Origin of the sequence: Eubacterium sp. MSJ-33 (assembly GCF_022174665.1) — a bacterium.
Lineage (GTDB): Bacteria > Bacillota > Clostridia > Lachnospirales > Lachnospiraceae > Coprococcus_C.
The window spans coordinates 1010518-1023933 of the sequence record NZ_CP076562.1 but is presented as its reverse complement, the minus strand read 5'-3'; the positions used below and the strand labels follow the sequence as shown (position 1 = coordinate 1023933).

Annotated in this window: 15 protein-coding genes; 8 read left to right on the top strand and 7 right to left on the bottom strand. The window is 44.2% G+C overall.

The features are described 5' to 3' along the window. Nucleotide 1 precedes the first annotated feature (1 nt). The 7 genes from KP625_RS04745 (at nucleotide 2) to KP625_RS04715 (ending at nucleotide 4964) form a co-directional block, all read left to right on the top strand. Nucleotides 2-1141 carry a tetratricopeptide repeat protein gene (locus KP625_RS04745; protein WP_177970502.1) on the top strand — a complete coding sequence of 380 codons (1140 nt, stop codon included), beginning with the start codon at nucleotides 2-4 and terminating at the stop codon, nucleotides 1139-1141. 96 nt (nucleotides 1142-1237) lie between these two features. Beyond that, a complete protein-coding gene (locus KP625_RS04740; RefSeq protein ID WP_238299591.1) occupies nucleotides 1238-1588 on the top strand; it encodes an anti-sigma factor antagonist in 351 nt (116 codons plus the stop codon). Then, on the top strand, nucleotides 1581-2024 hold the full coding sequence (spoIIAB, locus tag KP625_RS04735; protein ID WP_177970500.1) for an anti-sigma F factor: 444 nt from the start codon (nucleotides 1581-1583) through the stop codon (nucleotides 2022-2024). The genes KP625_RS04740 and spoIIAB overlap by 8 nt, the downstream gene beginning before the upstream one ends. Next, entirely contained in the window at nucleotides 2025-2762 is a 738-nt protein-coding gene (locus KP625_RS04730) for a SigB/SigF/SigG family RNA polymerase sigma factor (protein WP_238299590.1), read from the top strand. A 124-nt stretch (nucleotides 2763-2886) separates the two neighbouring features. Further along, entirely contained in the window at nucleotides 2887-3522 is a 636-nt protein-coding gene (locus KP625_RS04725; protein WP_177970498.1) for a TetR/AcrR family transcriptional regulator, read from the top strand. A gap of 18 nt (nucleotides 3523-3540) precedes the next feature. After that, nucleotides 3541-4275: a hypothetical protein gene (locus KP625_RS04720; RefSeq protein WP_238299589.1), complete on the top strand. Its 735-nt coding sequence runs from the start codon at nucleotides 3541-3543 to the stop codon at nucleotides 4273-4275. Next, on the top strand, nucleotides 4260-4964 hold the full coding sequence (locus KP625_RS04715; protein ID WP_238299588.1) for a hypothetical protein: 705 nt from the start codon (nucleotides 4260-4262) through the stop codon (nucleotides 4962-4964). Before KP625_RS04720 ends, KP625_RS04715 begins: the two co-directional genes overlap by 16 nt. A 35-nt stretch (nucleotides 4965-4999) precedes the next feature. On the opposite strand, the gene KP625_RS04710 is transcribed toward KP625_RS04715, so the two are convergent. Continuing rightward, on the bottom strand, nucleotides 5000-5968 hold the full coding sequence (locus tag KP625_RS04710) for a methyl-accepting chemotaxis protein (RefSeq protein WP_238299587.1): 969 nt from the start codon (nucleotides 5966-5968) through the stop codon (nucleotides 5000-5002). A gap of 27 nt (nucleotides 5969-5995) precedes the next feature. Beyond that, complete coding sequence (locus KP625_RS04705) at nucleotides 5996-7078, bottom strand: FIST N-terminal domain-containing protein (RefSeq protein ID WP_238299586.1); 1083 nt, start codon at nucleotides 7076-7078, stop codon at nucleotides 5996-5998. Between the two features lie 239 nt (nucleotides 7079-7317). On the opposite strand from KP625_RS04705, the gene KP625_RS04700 reads away from it, so the two are divergent. Continuing rightward, nucleotides 7318-10212: a transglycosylase domain-containing protein gene (locus KP625_RS04700; protein ID WP_238299585.1), complete on the top strand. Its 2895-nt coding sequence runs from the start codon at nucleotides 7318-7320 to the stop codon at nucleotides 10210-10212. An 80-nt stretch (nucleotides 10213-10292) separates the two neighbouring features. Here KP625_RS04700 and spoVAE read toward each other — a convergent pair whose 3' ends face one another. Genes spoVAE through KP625_RS04675 form a run of 5 tightly spaced genes read right to left on the bottom strand, consistent with a single transcriptional unit; the run spans nucleotide 10293 to nucleotide 13301 of the window. Then, entirely contained in the window at nucleotides 10293-10652 is a 360-nt protein-coding gene (spoVAE, locus tag KP625_RS04695; RefSeq protein WP_238299584.1) for a stage V sporulation protein AE, read from the bottom strand. A gap of 24 nt (nucleotides 10653-10676) precedes the next feature. Then, nucleotides 10677-11732 (bottom strand): stage V sporulation protein AD, encoded by a 1056-nt coding sequence (gene spoVAD / locus KP625_RS04690; RefSeq protein ID WP_238299583.1) that lies wholly within the window; start codon nucleotides 11730-11732, stop codon nucleotides 10677-10679. 24 nt (nucleotides 11733-11756) lie between these two features. After that, nucleotides 11757-12209, bottom strand: coding sequence for a stage V sporulation protein AC (gene spoVAC, locus KP625_RS04685; RefSeq protein ID WP_238299582.1), 453 nt, complete (start codon nucleotides 12207-12209; stop codon nucleotides 11757-11759). Nucleotides 12210-12235: 26 nt separating this feature from the next. Beyond that, nucleotides 12236-12655, bottom strand: a complete 420-nt coding sequence (locus KP625_RS04680; RefSeq protein ID WP_238299581.1) for a stage V sporulation protein AB — start codon at nucleotides 12653-12655, stop codon at nucleotides 12236-12238. Then, nucleotides 12645-13301, bottom strand: a complete 657-nt coding sequence (locus KP625_RS04675; protein WP_238299580.1) for a stage V sporulation protein AA — start codon at nucleotides 13299-13301, stop codon at nucleotides 12645-12647. Before KP625_RS04675 ends, KP625_RS04680 begins: the two co-directional genes overlap by 11 nt. Nucleotides 13302-13416: the final 115 nt, after the last annotated feature.

Below are 13416 nucleotides of genomic sequence, written 5' to 3'. Positions count from 1 at the left end.
GATGGCAACAACAATGCGACCGGTGTTATGCCCACATTGTGGTGCACAGGTTCGGAAAAATGGATATTGTTCGGAATGTTACCTTCCGTTGTCGATGTTGAAGAAGGCACAGAATACATCCAATTATTATTATAATATTGGATATGACCGGGCATCTGCCAGAGATCTGTCCGGTGCAATCGAATCTCTGCTGCAGGCACTTCGGTACAACAAGCGGAATGTGCAGGCGAGAAATCTCCTGGGACTGATCTATTATGAGATGGGAGAAGCGGTACAGGCGATGGCTGAATGGGTTATGAGTATCAACTATCAGCCGGAGAACAACCTTGCGGCAAAGTATCTGAAGGAACTGAAAAAAGACCCTGCACGTCTGGAGAGTGTGGATCAGCTTGCCAGAAAATTTAACATGGCAATCCAGTATGCACACAGCGAAGATTATGATCTTGCAATCCTGCAGTTAAAAAGTGCTCTTTCTGATAATCCGCATTTCGTGAAAGGCTATCTGCTTTTAGCACTGCTTTATATCGGAACGGATAATTATGAGAAGGCGAGAGTGACACTGCGGCGTGTTTTGAAGATTGACAAGGCAAATTCTCTGGCAGTACATTATCTGCGGGAGATGGGAGATACAGAGGAAAATATTATCGAGATGCGCAAACAGAATGTCGATAATGACGGACTGTTAGATGACGACTATCTGGAAGAGATCGTTGTGACGGAAGATGGCAGGGCTCCAAAGAAGATAGAGAAGAAAAATGTATTTCAGGAGATCAAGGCAAAGAAGGATACGAGTGTTGTTCGGACAGGTCAGTTCGGACAGGTCAGTCTGGCGAAGTATTCGGGATTGTATATGCTGCTTGGACTGGTGTTCGGTGTGCTTTTGTTCTGTTTCTTTATTTTACCGGGACAGAAAAAGAAGCTTCGAGTGGAGAATGAACAACTGATCAAAACCTACAGTGAAGAACTGGCTGGCAAGAATTCAACGATAGACAGTCTGAGTGCAGAAGTGGACAGTCTGAACAAGCAGATTGAAACATTGGAGAATGGAGCGGCGCAAGCCGGAGAAAATCTGCCGGATTATTCCAATGTTGTATCCGGAATGTCAGATACAGATCTACAAAATATGATAGACAAAGAGTAATCACTGGTTATTCAAAATTACGAAAGAAAGTGAATGATATTCACTTTCTTTTTTTGTTTGCATTTTTTCAGAGTATTTGGGAACAGGAGGCAGTTTATGTTGTATGAAGTGGAAAATGGGGTGCTGATCTATTATCTGCCTGAAGAATTGGATCATTATGCGGCGGATATGCTGAAGCGAAAGACGGCACATGTATTTGCAGAGGAAGAAATTCGATATCTGATCTTTGATTTTTCCAAAACACAGTTTATGGATAGTTCCGGAATCGGACTTATCACCGGGAGATTTCGGATGGTACATGACAAGGGAGGGTGCGTGTTTGCTGTACATGTAAATGAGACGATTGACCGGGTGCTTTTGATGTCTGGAATCTATCGAATCTTAAAAAAGATGGATTCACTGGATGCGATAAAAAAGGAGATGGTAAAGGGAGGATATTATGAATAGCGCAAACGAAATGAATGTGGAATTTGACAGTATTGCAAAAAATGAAAGCTTTGCCCGTGTGATAGTGGCATCGTTTATCACATCAACGAATCCAACATTGGAGGAAGTGTCAGATATCAAAACGGCGGTCTCTGAGGCGGTTACAAATGCGATTATCCATGGATATGAAAACAAGCAGGGGAAAATCTGTATTCGGACAGTCGTAAAAGACCGTTCGGTATACATAGAGGTGATTGATCGGGGAGTTGGAATCAGAGATATCAAACAGGCAATGGAACCACTTTTTACAACAAAACCGGAGGAAGAACGGTCTGGAATGGGGTTTTCGTTTATGGAAGCATTTATGGACCGGCTGGAAGTGGAATCTGAGATGGGTAAAGGAACAGTTGTAAAAATGTGGAAGGAGATCGGTGCACCGGCACCCCATTATGATTAAATGAATGAATGGGAACTATTTCAACAGGCACAGATGGGAAGTAAGGCTGCAAAGGAAAAAATAGTTTCGGACAACACCGGATTGGTTTGGAGTATTGCAAGGAGGTTTACAAACCGTGGATATGATCTGGAGGAGCTGTATCAGATTGGTTGTATAGGTCTGCTGAAAGCCTGTGACCGGTTCGAAAGCCGCTATGGAGTTCAGTTTTCTACATATGCAGTTCCACTGATATCGGGGGAAATCAAGCGGTTTTTGCGTGATAACGGAGCGATTAAGGTCTCGCGGATTCTGAAACAGAATGGTTATCAGATCAGTAAGGCGAAAGAAGCACTGCTTCATAAATATGGAAGAGAAGCAACTTTGGATGAGCTGGCAGAATATACGGGTATCTGCGTAGAAGATATCGTGATGGCAACGGAAGCAAACCGGGAAGTGGAATCTATTCAACAGACGATATGTGGGAAGGATGGAACACAGGTAAGTCTGGTTGACCGGCTGGTTGATGAGGCGGAGTCGGAGGTCGCAGCGGAAAATATCATGAATCGGATTTTAGTCGGGCAGGCGATGGAGAAGCTTGATGAGATGGAGCAGGAGCTGATACGGCTCAGGTTTTTTGAAGATAAGACACAGACGGAGGTCGCCGGAGTACTTGGAATCAGTCAGGTGCAGGTAAGCAGGCTGGAGAAGAAAATACTGGTTCGAATGCGTCAAAATCTCGATTTTTCTAAATCGAACTAAAAGTATGATAAACAGATAAAAAGTATAAAGATAGAAATAAAAGTGTAATAAATAAACTTATAGTTGAAAAAACAAACTCTGCGTTGTATAATGTCAACAATAGTTGTATTTGGCGGGAGAGTATATGGGAGCACGCAAGAAGCTTGCACTGGAACAGTTTAATCGCGACAATATTTTGACTGCGGCAAGAGAATTATTCGAGACCAAGGGTGTTCAGGACACAACGATGGATGATATTGCCCTGCAGGCAGACTACAGTAAGTCGACGATTTACGTGTATTTTCGGAGCAAGGAAGATATCTATAATTCCATCGTAGTTGATTATCTGGATGTACTGATTGGCGAGATGACGGTCTACATCGAAGGAGATACGTCTTTTGAGGACAGCTATTATAAGCTGTGTGATCGGTTGGTTGCATTTTGTGAACGATATCCAAAGTATTATGCGTCCTTGATGATTGAGGAGAAGGCGACGAACAGCCGGAAACCCGGTGCGAATATCCTGCCAGAGATTCTGCAGGATTTATATGGACTCATGGAATCGCTGATCCAGAAAGGAAAGAAAAGTAAGGTATTACAGGAAAAACTGGATACGAAACCGACAGTCTTATATCTTTGGTCATCGCTAAGTGGCATCATCCAGATTTCCGAACGGAAGAAGAAAGAAATTCAGAAAAGTACCGGGATGACGATGGAAGAATATCGGAGCTTTGCGTTTCATACGCTGTATGATTCACTTGTGCGAAAAAAGCTTTTGTAAAGTAGAGGGAGGATACGAATGAAGAGGGGTATGGAATTTAAGAATGAAACAGAGGAGACACAGAATTATATATTCTATGTGTCCGATTATGTTGATGTCTCTGCGGGACATGCATGGAAGATGGATTGCCGGCAGGCGATGACAGAACAGATGGAGACTATTTTGCCGGGATGCAAAGTGATGAAATATACGGAGTATCATGGAGAACGCCTGCATGCGGACAGTGTGGGAATTTTGTTCCCATCTAAAATGTGGGGCATCTCTCTGGCGGTGTATGCATTTTTGCAGAATCTGAAAGTCTCTTCGGATACATATGTATATGCAGTCGCGATGGGAGAAGTGCTGTCTGCGGAGGTGAATGGAACTGCGGATGTGCGGATGCAGACGCTGGGACAGTTTCAGGATATTTTTGAACGGCGGAAGCTGGGTAGTATCTCTGATATTTATATTCGCTGTATTGATTACAAGCGTGCTTTTACTACGACGGAAGAGAAGCTTCTTCGTTCGGTATCAATCTCCGAATGTATAGCTGATGTGATGGAAGGACTTTTGTTTTACAGTGTGAAAGCGGTTAAGGAACAGAAACTGCAGGTTGTGACAGAGCGAAGCACACGTGTGGAGATTCCGAAGGAAGTGGATGAGAAGAAGCAGAAGCAGGATGTACAGGCGAAAATCTTGCCGATGCCGAATATTAAGAATGTATTTTTGGATGATGATCTGTTGTCGGAGGTTCGTATATGCCGAGCTATGTGATTCATTTGTCCTGCGCGCAATGTGCCTGTGAGCTGTTAGCGCCGATGGACGATGCGCAGAGGAATCTATTTTTTCTTGGGAATATGATTGCTGATATGAGTGCGGATAAGCATTACACACATTTCTGGAACGATGAAACGTATCCGATGCTGGTGAGAAGGCCGGATCTGAATTGGTTTTTGAAAAAGTATGGAGATGCACTGCACGAACCTTATGTGCTTGGATATTATGCACATCTGTTATTGGATTACCGGTTTTTAGATGTATATTGGGAGAAACATTTCCGGTTCTATGGAGCCAATCGGGAACCGAACATTCTGTATGACGAAGTAAAATACGTGGAGGTGCTTGAACAGCAGAGACTCTATGATCGTTATGATTTTTTCTCTAAGAAATGGTATTATGGCGATTATGACCGGATGAATGCATATTTTGCGAGAAAATATAAAATTCAATTCCCGGGATTAGAATTCGGTGATGCAGAGTGGAAGCAGGTACATCGTATCACGGAGATTGACTGGTCCTACGCACCGGAGGCGATGAATCGGACGAAAAATCTGCTTGACGTAAGCGTCGCTGCGGCAGAAAAAAATCATATGGATACAAAACCACAGTTGCAGGTTTTTGATCTGGAAGAATTAGATACATTGATGAAAGAAACCGCTAAAAAGGTGGCAGAAGTCAGATGATTTCTGCCACCTTTTTGATTGATTGGATATAAAAATCAGATATTGATATGGGTATGCTGGATATCTTCAACAATCGGGTCAACCTGCTCTAAAAGATTGATCATATTCTCGTATAATTGATTCTTTCGTGTGATATCACCGGATAACTGGTTGACTGTCTCAGATACACCGATATAGCCATCTTTGGCATTTAAGATATCTTCCTGAATCTGATCTGCGGTTTCGTTACAGGTGTCTACGGCTGCGGCAATCTGCTGCTGTACCTCGATCACACCGTTGACGGATTCTTTGATATTGCCGAAAAGCTCGGTCGTCTTTTTTACCTGCTCCTGTTCGTGAGAGAGCATCTTGTTGGCTGTTTCCATTGATGCATTCAGATTCGAAGCATCTTCGCGAAGCAGTGCCATGTTGGCGTTGACCGTATCGACAAGCTTTTTGATCTCTGCGGAAAGCGTGCTGACCTCGGTTGCAACGACTGCGAAGCCAAGACCGTGTTCGCCGGCGCGTGCAGCTTCAATAGACGCATTTAAGGAAAGCATATTGGTCTGGTTGGCAATGCCGATGATGCCGGACATGGTCTCCTGAATCTCATCAAAACTGCTTTGAAATTTGTTTAAGACTTCGACGACATGCTGGAAATCCTTAAGTACATTGGAAGAACTTTCCTGCAGGCTGTCTACATTTTCATTTGCCTGATCGGTCGCAGACAAAACACCGCTGACACTCGTTTCAATCTGGGATGAGACATCTACGATATTCGAGAATTCCTGCTTGATAGCATCCATACCGGATGCAACCTGATCGGATTGTGCCAGGATTGTGTCGAACGAACCCTGAATATCAGAGATCTGGCTTGCGGTCTGCATTTCTTCTTCAATCAGCGATTTACGGTTTTCTTTTAAACTCTTCGTAATCTGGGTGATTGGCTCCAGGCTTTCTTTTAACGCACGCCCGGTTGCTGTTTCGGTCGGGACTGCGTGTACTTCGTTTTTCTTTTTGAACATAATAGTAATACCTCCTGCGTGTATAGATTATTCGAATGCTGCGATGACAAGTGTCTGATTCATATGCTGGTTGTTGTATTGCTGACCGTCTCCGACAAACAGGGCAGAATTCGCAACAGTATCAAAGGATGCAGCATAGTCTGTCAAATAATCATCCTCCGCAAATAAACGTAATCGGTTTGCACTGTCAAAACCAAGTATAAATGAGATAGGAAGGTTTTGGAGTTCTTCCAACAGATCGGTGTGAATCTGTCTGTAATCATCGACATCCATAATATAGATGCTGTCGTTTTCGTAAATCGATTTGCCGTTGAACATGACACCGTTTCGATCGACAGACATCGTCTGGATGATACAGGTGTCATCGCCAAGTGCACGTCCAAGCGGGTGTCTTGGCATAGCAGCGATAATATCTTCCAATGCAGTTCCGGTTTCTTCCTGATATAATTCGAGCGCCGGAACTCCGTCTAACTGGAACAGGGTTTTCGTTCCGGGTTCTACCAGATTTGCAAAATGGGCACGCCGGCTCTGGCGTTTGTAAATATTCTCTTTGAAAAGATGGATCTTGCCATGCTTGTTCTTTACGAATGCATAAGCACAGCTTCGGTTATATAGTTTTCCGTCCACAATGACGCAGTGTTTTTCTCCGAGAAGTACACCGTAAGCACTGGCTCCGATCAGTGGAATTCCAGCTTCTTTTAAGGAATCATGGACTGTGGACAGGACACGTTCTTCCGACCCGGTCATGAACTCCAGACAGATCGTGTCAGAGTCGCCGGCATCAATAGCTTCCATATCTGCATGGAAGCTGCGCATGGATCTGACGGGAACTGTGCGTACATCGGATATGACTCCGGTACATACCTCCACACCGGCAAATCCAATTACAAGAATCGCATGATTTAAAACAAGTTGTCTGGCGATGCTTTCACCGCTGGTGCCAATCATCGGGGTTCCCGGATATTTTTCACCGAGCAGGTCGGCAGCCGTTTCTAATTTTGAAAAAGGGGCAACGAGGATCAGAAAGTCTGCTTTCTTTAATCCTTCGGTTGCTTCGTTGATAGCGGTTTCTACCTGGTCTGAGCGACCGATGCCTACAAAACCTTTCATCTTAAGCCTCCAACTGCGACTATACTTGTAGGGCATGTAAATTGCGCAGTGAATTTACACGCGGACAATTCCGCGGCACCTAAATCTATTCTACCAAAAAATGGAGAAAAAGAATAGAGAAAAAGAATAGAGAAAAAGAAAAATGTTTAGAATAGGTAATATCTTGTATTTGTGGTAAAAGTTTGCTATAATCACGTTTATCTGGATATTTATATGCACGAACAAAGGGAGGTAGCTCGATGGGCTATTCAAAAGCAGAAACAGAGAAAAAACAAAGAAAGCTTGTTTCCAAAACACAGCGAAATACGAGAAAAGTTTTGGTTATATTTTTTAAAGTCATTCTGGTTGGGATTATTGCCGTGATCATAGCCGGAGCCGGAGCCGGATTCGGTATGATGAAAGGTATTCTGGATAATGCACCGGATGTATCGAACATCAGCATCGTTCCGAAAGGATTCAGGTCAACAATCTATGACAAAGATGGGAATTCGGATAGAGAGATTTCCACGATCAATTCAAACCGCGTCTACGTATATTACGATGAGATTCCGAAGGATTATGTCAATGCTTTTGTTGCAATCGAGGATCAGCGATTCTGGACACATAATGGTATTGATGTACGAGGAATCTTCCGTGCGTTTGCCAAGGGTGCGGCAAGCGGACATTTTAACGAAGGTGCTTCCACTCTGACGCAGCAGCTGATCAAAAACCAGGTCTTTAATGTCGGTCTTGGTGAGACGACTTTTATGGATAAGTTAGAGCGAAAGATTCAGGAACAGTACCTTGCGATTGAACTGGAAAAGAAATATACAAAGGAAGAGATTGTAGAGTATTATCTAAATACAATTTATCTTGGACGGGGCGTCAGCGGAATTCAGGCTGCTTCAGAAAAATATTTCGGCAAGGATATGAAAGAACTTACGGTTTCTGAGATTGCGGTTATCGCCGGAATCACGCAGAACCCAAGCCGGTATGATCCGGTTGCCAATCCGGATGAGAACGCAGACCGTCGAAAAGAAGTCTTAAAGAAGATGCTGGAGCTGGAATATATCACACAGCAGCAGTATGATGAAGCACTTGCAGACGATGTATATGCGAGAATCAGCGAAGAACATGAAGTGCAGCTTGCAGAATCAGATGTAAATACGTACTATGAGGATGCAATCCTGAATAAACTTACAAGTCAATTTATGGACATGTATGGTTGCACGAAGGCAGAAGCTGAGACGATGATTTATACAGGTGGATATAGCATCTATTCTGTACAGGATAAGGCAATCCAGAAGATTTGTGATGATGTAATCAACAATCCGGATTATGTAAGTAACAGTACGAAGGTTGGACTAAGCTATAAATTAACAATATTAGATCCGGATAAGGAGACAAACCATAATTATGGAATTGGAGATCTGATTAATTATTATGTAGCACAGACGGGTAATTCCAAGTACAACAATATTTATAGTAGTGAAGATGCTGCGCGGGCGGCTGCTGATGAGTTTAAAGAAGCTATGCTCGAGGAAACAGGTGGAACATATGTGGCAGAAGCATTTGAAGTTTCACCACAGCCACAGTTTTCTTTTACGATTATGGATCAGCACACCGGGTATGTGAAGGCTATGGTTGGTGGACGTGGAGAAAAGGAAGTAAACCGTTCATTTAACCGTGCGACAGATGCAACGAGACAGCCGGGTTCCACATTTAAGATCGTGGCTGCGTATGCACCGCTGATTGATAGCGGAAAGGGAGGTCTGGCAAAGTCTTTCAATGATGAGCCATACCAGTATGCGAATGGTAACGATGTGCGTAACGCCGGTGGCGGACACAGTGGATATTGTACGATACGTAAAAGTATTCAGAGTTCCATCAATGTCTGTGCGGTAAAGGCAATCACAGAGGAGACACCGGATGCAGCATTTGAATATCTGCTGAAGTTTGGATATACGACACTGGTTGATCAGAAGGTGGACAGCAACGGTACGATTCTGACAGATAAGACACAGGCATGTGCACTTGGTGGTCTGAGCCATGGTGTTACAAATTATGAGATGACAGCCGCATATGCATCCATTGCAAATGGCGGTGTTTATAACGAACCGGTATTATATTCCAAAGTAATTGACCATGATGGAAATGTAATCATTGACAATACGACACCAACTTCTCATGAAGTTATCCGTCCGACAACTGCATGGCAGTTGATTGACGCGATGAAGTCTGTTATCACAAGCGGTACCGGTGGTGCTGCAAGCCTGCAGACAGGTATGACAGCTGCCGGTAAGACCGGTACAACATCATCCACATATGATCTTTGGTTCTGTGGTATGACACCATATTATACTGCATCTATCTGGATGGGATATGATATGAATGTCGATATGGGTGGATCGAATACACATAAATATATGTGGAGAGATATTATGGATCAGGTTGTAGAACTCGAGGGACAGGATACATCGGCTGATTTCGATAAGCCGGATGGACTGACTACCGTTTCCTTATGTCAGATTACGGGACTTCTTCCTGGAGAAGGATGCCCGACAGCAACGGATTATTACGCAACGGCAGATGTACCGACGAAGAGATGTAATGGACATGAGGCAATTGAGTTCTGTACGGAATCCAAGAAGCGTGCAAACAGCGGCTGTCCGGAGACCGTTTCATTTATGATTGAGACAGATGAGAATGGAAACCAGGTATTGGTTGGCTCTGAGGGTCAGGATGCAGATGGCTATGTATATACCGATGAAATCTGTGATATTCATACACCGTTGGAGGAGGGAGAAATTTCACTTTCTTCTTCGGCAGGTGAAGGTGGAACGATTTCACCTTCCGTAAATGTAGCAAAGGGTGCGAATGTTACATTCTATATCACCCCTCATAATGGATACCGGATTAAGGATGTTATCGTGAACGGACAGAGTCAGGGAGCGATATCAAGCTATACATTCAACAATGTACAGGAAAATGGAAGTATCAGTGTTACGTTTGAAAGCACGGGGGGAAATATAACGCCACCGCCGGAGAATACAACACAGGCACCGATACCAACCACACAGGATACAACCCAGGCGACGACGCAGGCACCACCTCCGGCATCGGAGACGACACAAGCACCGCCACCACAACAATAAAAATATAAAAAAGAAGTATCGGAAGATGATTCCGGTACTTCTTTTTTCGTGTATCCAGCGGATATAAAGATTGCGGTTTTTTAGTTCTTTGGCATTTTGGGTGAGAAAATAAGGGATGCAAAATAAGAAAATATAAGCGCTGCGGATGTTCCGACCGCTGCCATGGTGAAACCACCCCGGAACAATCCGAGAAAACCATCTTCGTTGACAGCATCCTTGATCCCGTTCCACAGATTGTATCCAAAGCCGGTAAGCGGAACGAATGCACCTGCACCGGCAAATTTTAAGAACGGTTCATAGACACCGATGGCTCCAAGGATGACACCGGTACAGACCAGAATTACCATGACTCTTCCCGGCATAAGCTTTGTTGTATCCATCAGAATCTGAGACAGGACACAGATGATGCCGCCAATCACAAAAGCAAGAATATAATCCATATAAAAATCTCCTCTCTGATAAGATTATGAAAGATGTTCGATCACAACAGCATGGGCAACACCGGGGATCGTCTGTCCTTCGTTAAAACTGACGGTGGATAGCAGAGCACCGGTAGGAACGAATAAGATACGTTTCCATTCAGACTGATCCAGTTGGTGCAGGATATAGCCGGCAAGTGTTACAGCCGCACAGCCACAGCCGCTTCCTCCACTGTGCGTGTCCTGTTCTTCGTTATAGAAGATTTCCACACCACAGTCCATGTGTTGGGGTTCGATATCATAGTCGTTATCCCGAAGCAGTTTGATCAGAATTTCACTGCCGACTTTTCCGAGATCACCGGTGATGATCTTATCAAAATAAGCTGGCTTGACACCGAGATCTTCGAGACATTGGTAGATGACATCGGCTGCGGCCGGTGCCATGCAGGCGCCCATATTCATATTGTCCCGCACACCGTAGTCTACAATTTTCCCGGTTGTAACGGAAGTGATGCGAGGATATTCTTTCATCGGCTGGTCCTTTGTTGTAGCAGATACAAGAAATGCACCACTGCCTGTGACCGTCCAGGTGGCGGAGAGTGGACGCTGGTTGCCATATTCCAGAGGAAAACGGAACTGCTTTTCCGCACCGCCGAAATGACTGCTTGTGACGGCGATGACATGGGACGCATAACCGGCGTTTACAGTCATGGCTGCCAGGGAGAGCGCCTCTCCGCAGGTCGAACAGGCACCATACAGACCGAAGATCGGAATCTGAAAATCTTTGAGACCGAAAGTGGAGCCGATCAACTGTCCGAGAAGATCTCCACCGAAGATATAACGTATTTTTTCTTTGTCAATACCGGATTTTGTGATAGCTGTCTGGACGGCGCGCCGGACCATTTCAGACTCGCCTTCTTCCCAGGAATCCATACCAAAGGCAGGATCCGGCTCAATCTGGTCAAAATAAGAGGCGAGTGGGCCCTGACCTTCCATTTCTCCTACGATGGACGCGCAGCTCAGGATAGCCGGCGGACAGTCAAAGCGGATTGTCTGTTTTCCGATGGCTTGATTTGTTTTTTCTTGTTCGATTGATTTCATAGGAACTCCTTTCTATAAATTTGCTTATAATAATTTGAAAATCCAATAGATAAAACCGGCAACAAAACTTACGACAATACCGAACAGGATGACCGGACCTGCAATGGTGAATACTTTTACACCTTTTCCGAACACTTCTCCTTCTTTTTTGTACTCAATGGTCGGAGAAGCAACGGAATTTGCAAAACCGGTAATCGGAACCAGTGCACCGGCACCACCGTATTTCGCTAGTGGTTTATAGAGATTAAATCCGGTGAACAGAACCGACAAAAATACTAAAATGATGGAGCAGATACTCATGGCATCTGCTTCTTCGTAATGAAACTGCATGGTGCAGATATTGAAGATTACCTGTCCGAGAAGACAGATACAACCACCTACGAGGAAGGCGTGAAGACAGTTTTTAAAACAACTATGTTTGGGCGTGATGGCGTCCACATAACGGTTGTAGTCTTGGTCGTTTTGTTTTACTTTCATAATAATCGACTCCTTTTTCTATGATTTTAAGAAGGGAAAAATAAAATCTGCCAGGCACAGCCAAGTGCTTTTCCAAGTGCGGCTGCTGCAATCACATAAGGTAACCAGGTTCTTATATTTAGCCTCCGTGACAGAATCGGCATAACCTGCAGTGTCTCTGCCAGGGCACCTGCCAGACAACCGATGAATAGTCCGCCGAACAGGTTGAAGATACAAAAACCGGCAAGTCCCACCGGAACCCGAAGCCCGAACAGATACGCCGCATTTCCGACAGTCACACCAGATATGATCATGGATTCAATTATGTGAATCTGTCTGCCGGACTTGGTTTGTTCGCCAAGCTTATCAAAGATACCAAGCATGGTGATAAAAGCGACAAAACCGGCAGAAACCGCACTTCCGGCACAGATACAGAAAAGGCAGTAAGCGAAGGTTTTAATCAACATCCAGACTCGTCCCTTCCCTTGCGCTGTCCACGACAATCGTGTCGTTCACATCCCGCTCGTATAATCGCATTTGTACCTGCAAAGGGGTAGGGTCATCGACTTTTTTGTGGTTTAGTCCGTGGTTGAAGAATAAAAGCATGCCAAAGAATAAACCAACACAGTAAAAGAGAATCCCGAATTTATATCCCGCGTTTGTTGTGACTGCTTCCGTTCCGGTAAACATCTGATACAGATCCTGCAGCAGGCCGATGGCTCCGACATCTCCGTTGTAGGACATGATGGAAAAGGCGGTGCCAAAAAAGGCGAGCAGCAATAAGAAGAATGCTTTTATTTTTCCGGTTCTTTTATGACCATCGCTTAAGTTGCGGTAGTAGACAACGCATTCCGGACTCCCGACATTTTGCACGGTGAGCTGTTTGTTGTATTTCAGTATTTCACCAATAACGGCAAGTGCATTTACAACTAACTGTCCCTGCTCATTGTCTGAGAAAGAAAATAGCTTTATATTTTTGACAGCATGCGCAATGTCGGGTGAACTGCAAAACACAGAAGAAATATCTTCAATGTGAACCAGTTTAGATGAAACCATAGTGCTTGCATCCAGAGAAATATAAACCGTTATTTCAGGCGCTCCTGTATGATTCATGGCTTGTTTCCCTTCTTTTTTGTTTATTTGATATATATGGATAGTATGAGAATTTTTTGCAGGTATATCCTGTTAAATTCTAGCAAGAACATTTCATTTTTTGTCGAGTTATGGT

Bases quoted from the DNA above. Each gene is read 5' to 3' on its own strand.
- KP625_RS04745 (WP_177970502.1), top strand. From the start codon at position 2: ATGGCAACAACAATGCGACCGGTGTTATGCCCACATTGTGGTGCACAG.
- KP625_RS04740 (WP_238299591.1), top strand. From the start codon at position 1,238: ATGTTGTATGAAGTGGAAAATGGGGTGCTGATCTATTATCTGCCTGAA.
- spoIIAB (WP_177970500.1), top strand. From the start codon at position 1,581: ATGAATAGCGCAAACGAAATGAATGTGGAATTTGACAGTATTGCAAAA.
- KP625_RS04730 (WP_238299590.1), top strand. From the start codon at position 2,025: ATGAATGAATGGGAACTATTTCAACAGGCACAGATGGGAAGTAAGGCT.
- KP625_RS04725 (WP_177970498.1), top strand. From the start codon at position 2,887: ATGGGAGCACGCAAGAAGCTTGCACTGGAACAGTTTAATCGCGACAAT.
- KP625_RS04720 (WP_238299589.1), top strand. From the start codon at position 3,541: ATGAAGAGGGGTATGGAATTTAAGAATGAAACAGAGGAGACACAGAAT.
- KP625_RS04715 (WP_238299588.1), top strand. From the start codon at position 4,260: ATGCCGAGCTATGTGATTCATTTGTCCTGCGCGCAATGTGCCTGTGAG.
- KP625_RS04710 (WP_238299587.1), bottom strand. From the start codon at position 5,968: ATGTTCAAAAAGAAAAACGAAGTACACGCAGTCCCGACCGAAACAGCA.
- KP625_RS04705 (WP_238299586.1), bottom strand. From the start codon at position 7,078: ATGAAAGGTTTTGTAGGCATCGGTCGCTCAGACCAGGTAGAAACCGCT.
- KP625_RS04700 (WP_238299585.1), top strand. From the start codon at position 7,318: ATGGGCTATTCAAAAGCAGAAACAGAGAAAAAACAAAGAAAGCTTGTT.
- spoVAE (WP_238299584.1), bottom strand. From the start codon at position 10,652: ATGGATTATATTCTTGCTTTTGTGATTGGCGGCATCATCTGTGTCCTG.
- spoVAD (WP_238299583.1), bottom strand. From the start codon at position 11,732: ATGAAATCAATCGAACAAGAAAAAACAAATCAAGCCATCGGAAAACAG.
- spoVAC (WP_238299582.1), bottom strand. From the start codon at position 12,209: ATGAAAGTAAAACAAAACGACCAAGACTACAACCGTTATGTGGACGCC.
- KP625_RS04680 (WP_238299581.1), bottom strand. From the start codon at position 12,655: ATGTTGATTAAAACCTTCGCTTACTGCCTTTTCTGTATCTGTGCCGGA.
- KP625_RS04675 (WP_238299580.1), bottom strand. From the start codon at position 13,301: ATGAATCATACAGGAGCGCCTGAAATAACGGTTTATATTTCTCTGGAT.